This is a genomic window from Wenjunlia tyrosinilytica (assembly GCF_014646055.1).
GTDB lineage: Bacteria > Actinomycetota > Actinomycetes > Streptomycetales > Streptomycetaceae > Wenjunlia > Wenjunlia tyrosinilytica.
This window is the reverse complement of the sequence record NZ_BMMS01000092.1, coordinates 1-6,068: the sequence shown is the minus strand read 5'-3', so window position 1 is coordinate 6,068 and position 6,068 is coordinate 1. Positions and strand designations below refer to the sequence as shown.

Sequence of the window (6,068 nt, the reverse complement as noted above, 5' to 3'; positions counted from 1 at the left end):
GCCCACCGAACCCGAACCGCAGATCACCCCACAACCGGAACCGAAACAGTTGCCCTGACTACACCACCCCACGGGACATGACCTCGAGCAGGCCTGCGCCCGGCTGGGCTCCTACCCGTGATGGCCGGCGGTAGGGGAAGGGCACAGGCCACGAGCGCAGGGCCAGGAGCCGGTTTCGTGATCAGGACAACCGGGACCCAAGCCCCGCCGAGGCTGGACGCACCCGCGCCGGTGCTGCAGGGGGCCGGGCTGGCCGCGCTGCGAGGGCCCGCTGTGCAGCAGCTGCTGCGGTTGCGGGGGCAGGGCCGGCTCTCGCGGGGGCATGTGCGGCTGGCGGGGCAGTGCCTGGGGGTCTCGCAGCGCACGGTGTGGCGGTGGCTCGCGCGGGCCGAAGCCGATCCCGGGGCGGTGGCTCGCCCCGGTGCCAGGTCGGGGGATCGGTTCGAGGCCACGGCCGATGTGCGGGTGCTGCTGGCGTACTGGAAGGGAAACGCCTCCGCGGTCCACCGGCAGCTGGTGGCCCGTGCCCGGGCCGCAGCAGGAGAGCGTGCCGTCGTCGTTCCGGGCGGCGCGCCGACGCAGGCGGTGCCCGTGCTGGATCCGGTGCCGTCGTTGTCGACGTTCCTGCGCGCGGTACGCCGTGACCTGACCGCCGGTGAACGGGCCGCCCTGACGCTCGGTCCGCAGGCGGCCCGTGCCCAAGACGTGTTCGGCAAACGGCCCCGGCTGTGGCGCAACCACACCTGGGAGGCCGACCACCTCCAGGCCCCGCTCCTGGTGGATGCCGACGCGGATCTGGTGCGCCCGTGGGTGACATGGTTCATCGACGTCGCGACCAAGACGACCAACGGCACCGCTGTCACACCCGGTCATCCGTCCCGGGCCTCGACCCTGGCCGCGCTTCGCGCCGCGGTCTTTGCGCAGTGGTCCGTACGGCCCGGCCGGCGGCGTCCCGGAAGCGGTGCGCATCGACAGAGGCAAGGACTTCCTGTCCCGGACAGTCCTGGGCGTAGTCGGGACTCTCGGTGCCAAGGTCGATGACCTGCCCGCCTACAGCCCGCGCCTGAAGGGCACGGTGGAGAACCTCAACCGGTCGGCCGACCGCATGCTCTTCGCTGCCCTGCCCGGCTACACCGTCACTGCCTCGCCCCGGCGCGGCAAGACCGAGTCCGCCGACCCCGGTCCGCCCCTGCCCATGACCTTCACCGAGTTCACCACCGAGATCCTTTCCTGGACGAGGTGGTGGAACACCGGACGATTCTGCTGGCTTACCCACTCACGCGGTGAGGGAGATGCCGAGCCGGGCAAGCTGGCTAACGCGGTGCTCGACGACGAGCTAGAGCCCGTGGCGGGCATCGCGGATGGTGCGTCGGCCGCGGCTCTCATGGCCGCGTGAACGCGGCCCGGGAACTGGCCCGGGTTCAGGCCTACCGGGAGCGCGCGGCCCGCCTCTACGCCCAGCTCGCCGACGACGCCACCCTCCAGGCCTTCGCCCGCGTGGACGCGGCCCGGGGCCTGGCCCGGGTGGAGGGGCACCGTGATGCGGGCGCCGACCGGCTGATCGCCTTCGCCCAGGACACCACCCTCAATGCCTTACAGCGCGTGGATGCGGCCCGGGAACTGGCCGGGATGGAGGGGCACGGGAAGCGCGTGCCCCGGCTGCGTCACCATGGATACTCGCCGTGTCGGTCTACTGAGGGGGCACCATTGGGAGAGCATGAGAAGCCGCCGCCGGATCCTGGGCAGGGCAAGCCGCCTTCGGGGAACGCCGACGGGCAGGTGCCACCCCCACCGCCCTCGAGCGGGAAGCACAAGAAGTAGGAGACGTGCCCGCATTCGATGACCGACGTCGGCGCTTGGCGGCGGCGATGGAGGCGCGCGGCGACTGGCCTGCCCGTTCTCCCTGGATCCGCCGAGCGGTCGATTCTGTGCCCCGGCACCGGTTCGCCCCTGACCGGCTGTGGCAGTGGGACGGGCACGCCTACGTACCGGTCGACCGCGGCACCGACGCCGAGCGGTGGGCCGCCCAGTTGTACGCCAGCCCGGACGAGGCGGCGGTCACGCAGGTCATCGACGGCCTGCCGTCCTCCAGCCTGTCCTGCCAGGCAGTGGTGGTCGACATGCTCGACCCCAGCATTCGGCCGCCACCACGCAGTCACTGGCCCAGTCGGGCCGCCTGAACAGCTCCTCGAGTATCGAGATGGATCCCCCCTCGAGCACCACCCGGCTGATGTCTCGGTCCCACATGCGCTTCAGCGCTTCCATCAGACGGTCAACAGCTTCAGGAGCGCTGATGACACCCTGAGCAACCGGCCGATCATCGAGGTAGAGGCGAGGAGTGCCTCGCAGCTCTCGGGCGGTGGGCCGACCAGATCCGACGGCAAGCCGGGGATGGCACTGCACGCGATCCAGGACGACGACCGGGCAGGCATAGCGGCTGGCCAACTGCACCGAGCGAGCCGTCTTGCCGACCCCAGTCGGCCCCAGAACCAGATGCAGATCCCTCCTTATCCTTGTCTTCCCCTCAGTGCGCCCGGCCGTGCCGCTGATGGCAACGGAACGGCTACTCATGGCTTCCCTTCGGCGGCAGCCCCACTGGCGCACTGACGATCACGGCCCACGGGACCGCTCGCGCGTGAGTGGGGGCTGGGCGCGCCGGGGAAGGGCCCCCGGGCGCGTTCAGATAGTCATGCCCCAGCTCATCCTTGGAGCCAGTCCGCTCTGGCAATTGTGTGAGCCCGGCGGCGGACCAACAGGCCTCCTCGGTGAACATCGCGCTGGATGCGCACTCGGACAGGAGTCCGGGGTTTCTAGCGTTGATCCGGGAAAGCAATTCTGCATCGAGGGCTGCCCCTGTAAGTCCCGGCGTCAGGGGAATGTCATGGCGCACTGCAGTCAGCCTCTTGAATTCCCTTTGACGGCGCCGGTCGGCATACGCGTCCAGGAATGCGATGCTCTGCCGCCAGGTCCCAAAATGCTGCATGGACTCCCAAACGGTGAGGGAGGCGTAGTGGAATGTGCCGTCTCCTAGGTCCAGCTTTCGCAGATGGAACTCGTGTACACCGGGAACCCCGTCAAGGGTGCGCAGGATTCCTTGGAAAGCTGTCTTGATCCAGTCGGAGAGATCACCAGGGCCCTGTATGCAGTTGGCCACAACCACGGGATCGTTTCTCATGGCTTCCTCTCAGCCGTGTGGCTCTACGCCCGCCCTCAGTCACTCCGGCGACTTTGAGGTCGGTGCGCAGTGGCGGAAGCTCCTTGTGGTGGGTAGACCGTATGGGCCTAATCAGGCACTCCGGCGGCACGATTTGCCGCCTTATCCCGCCCGGCGGGGCGAAAGCTGCTCCCCTCCCGTGGGAAGGGAAATGCGGATGTCCCGCGGCAACCGCGACAAGGGGCAATCTCCCGCAAGCGTCACGAAGCCACCTCGGGGAAAGGAGTTACTGATCTTGCTGGCGTGATGTCGTCAAGGTGAGGCCGGTTTCGGCGAGACATCCATCGATGAGGTTACTGCGGTACTGGATCTCGCGGAGGCCCTGCCGGAGGGCGCGCATGAGATGGTCAGGGTCGGTGAAGGCGGTGTTGGCCTGGCTGTTGCGCCGCAGCAGTGACCAGATGCCCTCGACGGGGTTGAGGTCGGGTGCGTAGGCCGGCAGGAAGTAGCACGTGATCCAGTCGTGGTCGTCGATGAACTCCCGCAGTCGGCGGTCTCTGTGCACGTTCAAGTTGTCCCAGACGAGCACGACCGGTGCGCCGAGCTGCTGGTGGGCGGCAGTGAGCAGGTCGCGGTAGTCGGTCCAGGTGAAACTGCGTCTGCCGCCCCGCTTGTGATCGACGTGCCGCTTGGGCCGGTAGATCAGGCGTGCGCGTTCGCCCTGCTTGTAGCGGGCCAGAGCGGCGATGGAGAAACGGCGCTGGGAGCGTCCGCGCACCCGGATGACGGGTGTGTGTCCGCGCCTGGCCCAGGTGCGGGCGGTGGGCGGCGTCATCGAGAAGCCGGCTTCGTCCTCGAAGCACAGCCAGGCCCCGAGCGCCGCCACGGCGTTTCCACCTGCGGCCAGGTCTCCTTCACCCAGCCGGTGACCGCTTCCTCGTCACGCTCCACCGCGCGGCGGGCCCGGACCTGGTGGCTGAAGCCGTGCCGGTGCAGCATCTGGGCGATGGTCGAGAGCGTCATGCTCTTGTGGAAGCGGCGCCCGATCAGGGTCTTGATCCGTGTCAGCGTCCAGGTCTGGTCCGGCCAGCCGTGCGCCACCGGCCCCTTGGCCAGCTCCTGCTCGAGCACTTCGAACAGTGAGCACATTAACCGCAACCAAATCCTTCTGAATCATTCTTTCCCCCGTCTTGGCTTTTTCCCGAAGGCTCATGAATCGAATGCGTCAGCCTGCCGGTCTGACACTGAGTGGAGATACATCCGGAAAGGTTCGGTTGTGCCAATCCCTCCCGGCGCTGCATTCCCTTTTGGAGTGGTAGTTGCCGTCTGCAGTAACTCATCATTGCTTCAGCTTCCGGCCTTGCAAGGTCTTTTTGAGCCATCGAGATGGGGGGTGCGTAACCCAATTTCTTCTCATATTCCTGGGTGCGGTGATCCCGGAGATGAAATGTTGGAATTTCTACACCCTTTACTATTATGCCTGAATCGAGAGCGTTGCTGCCCTGCGGCAACAGGGAGGGCGTCCCGTACGTTCTTTATAGAGACAGCATCTGACAACTACTGCTACAAGAAATGGAGTTCGCCCCCGAAAAATCAATTGGCGAGTGCGGCGCAACCCGGCTATAGAACTCTCATGACCTCGTGGCATCTGGCCCCCGAAGCCTTCGACACAACAGACGCGACCGGCCTGCGCCGGGACTACTACGACGAGGTCGCCAGTCGCTACTGGAAGCGGCCTGCGACCTCCAAGGAGATCGATCAGGGCCTGGCCGACGACGGCGCGGAACTGCTCACCCCACCCACGGGCCAATTTGTCGTGGGCCGTTTCGACGGCGAGGCCGCCGCGGGCGGCGGGCTGCTGATGCTGGATTCCGAGCGCGCCGAGCTGACCCGCATCTACGTGCGTCCCGACTTCCGGGGCAAGAAGGGCGCCGACCTCCTGCTGGAGCTACTGGAGAGCGAGGCCCGCCTGCTCGGCGCCTCCCGGATGGTCCTCAACACCCGCCTGGACCTGGTCGAGGCCCGCGCCCTGTACGTCCGCCACGGCTACCGCGAGATTCCGGCATATTGTACGGGGCTGTACATAGAGATCTGGTACGGCAAGGATCTCGGCCAAGTCAACTGACCAGCTTGCGCCTCCCCGGAAGTATCGCTGTCGCCCAAAGCTGGGGCGATCATGTCGGCTACGGCTTGCCAGCACGGGCGCTCAAGACCGTCTTACGAGCTCTGTGGAGCGCACTCGTCCCGGGGCATTCGATCCCGCTAACGCTGTGGTGGTGGTCTGGTGACCGGACCGCTGGCCTGCATCGTGGGAAAACCGGTGGAACAGCGCGGGAAACGATCTCCGCGAGCACCGAAATAGCACCTGGCCAGCGAGTTCCGTCGGTGCCCCGGCTGGGGAAGGAGCGGACTTTGAAGACCGGGCGGTCGAAGAGCGCGTTCAGTACGTGGTAGGTGCGCAGCCAGGAGCGGGGTCGGCCGCGGGAGGTGAGCCCGTGCCGCAGGTGCTTCACAGCTTCGAGTACAAAGGGAACGCTGACCGGCGTGGTGTCGATCTCCGACAGGGAGATGCCGCAGTGCTCGCGCCGCGTTCCTGGCGGGAGGAGGCGGAGGTAGGGGTCGCGAAAGCCTCTGCACCGTCGTGGGGAGCCCCACCGTGAGCTGGTCCTTTCCGGCGTGAACGGGGTGTCGCAGTGGGAACAGAAGGAGACCAGGTAGCACAGGTGCACCGGGCAGGCCACAGCCCACGGCTCGTACCACCACAGTGGCCAGCGGCCCTCGGGGGTCAGGCACTTCGGGCAGAACGCCCAGGTTTCCTTCGGCATCCGGGACGGGTCTGTCAAACGAGCGGTGTAACTGGGGTAGTTGGGGTTACTGGCGGGCTGCCGACAGGCGGCCGTCGAAGGTGATGTCG

At 67.0% G+C, this 6,068-nt stretch carries 7 protein-coding genes and 1 pseudogene; 5 read left to right on the top strand and 3 right to left on the bottom strand.

Translation table 11 applies throughout. From position 1 onward, the window contains the following. Positions 1 to 177 precede the first annotated feature (177 nt). The 4 genes from IEY86_RS35440 to IEY86_RS35425 are packed head-to-tail and all read left to right on the top strand — an operon-like array spanning position 178 to position 2,180. A complete protein-coding gene (locus IEY86_RS35440) occupies positions 178 to 1,041 on the top strand; it encodes a hypothetical protein (RefSeq protein ID WP_189136015.1) in 864 nt (287 codons plus the stop codon). Continuing rightward, entirely contained in the window at positions 962 to 1,396 is a 435-nt protein-coding gene (locus tag IEY86_RS35435) for a hypothetical protein (protein ID WP_506016893.1), read from the top strand. The genes IEY86_RS35440 and IEY86_RS35435 overlap by 80 nt, the downstream gene beginning before the upstream one ends. Next, positions 1,393 to 1,821, top strand: a complete 429-nt coding sequence (locus IEY86_RS35430; protein WP_189136013.1) for a hypothetical protein — start codon at positions 1,393 to 1,395, stop codon at positions 1,819 to 1,821. The genes IEY86_RS35435 and IEY86_RS35430 overlap by 4 nt, the downstream gene beginning before the upstream one ends. Before the next feature lie 5 nt (positions 1,822 to 1,826). After that, complete coding sequence (locus IEY86_RS35425; protein WP_229699063.1) at positions 1,827 to 2,180, top strand: class I SAM-dependent methyltransferase; 354 nt, start codon at positions 1,827 to 1,829, stop codon at positions 2,178 to 2,180. Here IEY86_RS35425 and IEY86_RS38460 read toward each other — a convergent pair. The 3 genes and pseudogenes from IEY86_RS38460 to IEY86_RS38580 form a co-directional block, all read right to left on the bottom strand. Beyond that, entirely contained in the window at positions 2,068 to 2,571 is a 504-nt protein-coding gene (locus IEY86_RS38460) for an isopentenyl transferase family protein (RefSeq protein WP_189136012.1), read from the bottom strand. The two genes, IEY86_RS35425 and IEY86_RS38460, sit on opposite strands and share 113 nt — an antisense overlap. Next, entirely contained in the window at positions 2,564 to 3,175 is a 612-nt protein-coding gene (locus IEY86_RS38455) for an antibiotic biosynthesis monooxygenase family protein (protein ID WP_189136011.1), read from the bottom strand. Before IEY86_RS38455 ends, IEY86_RS38460 begins: the two co-directional genes overlap by 8 nt. A gap of 265 nt (positions 3,176 to 3,440) precedes the next feature. Next, positions 3,441 to 4,297, bottom strand: a pseudogene (locus IEY86_RS38580) (IS630 family transposase); the annotation flags it as partial. Between the two features lie 490 nt (positions 4,298 to 4,787). Between IEY86_RS38580 and IEY86_RS35400 the strand changes: the two are divergent. Further along, positions 4,788 to 5,279 (top strand): GNAT family N-acetyltransferase, encoded by a 492-nt coding sequence (locus tag IEY86_RS35400; RefSeq protein WP_189136010.1) that lies wholly within the window; start codon positions 4,788 to 4,790, stop codon positions 5,277 to 5,279. Positions 5,280 to 6,068 lie beyond the last annotated feature (789 nt).